The following is a 1,030-nucleotide window of genomic DNA, read 5'->3' on the forward strand; positions in this document are numbered from 1 at the left end:
CACCGGCTTGTAGTCCAGCCGGTCACCCTCGCTGAACCACAGCGTGTGACGCATCCAGTTCTCGTCGTCGCGATGCTCGTAGTCGCTGTGCGCATGCGCGCCACGGCTTTCCTTGCGCGCTTCCGCCGACACCATCGTCGCGCGCGCCACCTCGATCAGGTTCGCCAGCTCAAGCGCTTCCACCTTCGCGGTGTTGAACACCTTCGACTTGTCCTTCAGATGCACGTGCTTCACGCGCTCCGCCACTTCCGCGATCTTCTCGACGCCGTCCTCGAGCAGCTTCGCCGTGCGGAACACGCCTGCGTGCGCCTGCATCGTCGAACGGATGTCGTTGGCGATGTTCTGCGTGTATTCGCCCGAAGTGGACTTCTCCAGCACCGCGAGACGTTCCATCGCGAAGTCGGCGGCATCGGCCGGCAGCGGCTTGTGCTCTTTCAGCTCACGCGCATGCTTGATGATGTGGTTACCCGCCGCGCGCCCGAACACCACCAGATCCAGCAGCGAGTTCGTGCCCAGGCGGTTCGCGCCGTGCACCGAGACGCACGAGCATTCGCCCACGGCATAGAAGCCGTTGACCGGATCGTTGTAGCCCTTCGACGTACCCACGACCTGACCATGCATGTTGGTCGGAATGCCGCCCATCTGATAATGGATGGTCGGCACGACGGGAATCGGCTCTTTAATGCAATCGACGTTTGCGAACTTCAGTGCGATCTCGCGAATCGACGGCAGACGCTTCATGATCGTCTCGGCGCCGATGTGCGACAGGTCCAGCAGCACGTGGTCCTTGTTCGGACCCACGCCACGGCCTTCCTTGATTTCCTGGTCCATCGAACGCGAGACGAAGTCGCGCGGCGCCAGATCCTTCAGCGTCGGCGCATAGCGCTCCATGAAACGGTCGCCGTTCGAGTTGCGCAAGATGCCGCCTTCGCCGCGCACGCCTTCGGTGATCAGCACGCCCGCGCCGGCTACGCCCGTCGGGTGGAACTGCCAGAACTCCATGTCCTGCAGCGCGATGCCCGAGCGCGCC

At 63.4% G+C, this 1,030-nt stretch carries 1 protein-coding gene; it reads right to left on the reverse strand.

What is annotated here, in order from left to right; translation table 11 throughout:
- Positions 1–1,030, reverse strand: a 1,030-nt coding sequence (locus tag QCE83_RS34995; RefSeq protein WP_309821471.1) for an FAD-binding protein, incomplete at both ends; no start/stop codon positions are given.

Origin of the sequence: Caballeronia sp. LZ034LL, assembly GCF_031451215.1 — a bacterium.
Classification (GTDB): Bacteria; Pseudomonadota; Gammaproteobacteria; order Burkholderiales; family Burkholderiaceae; genus Caballeronia.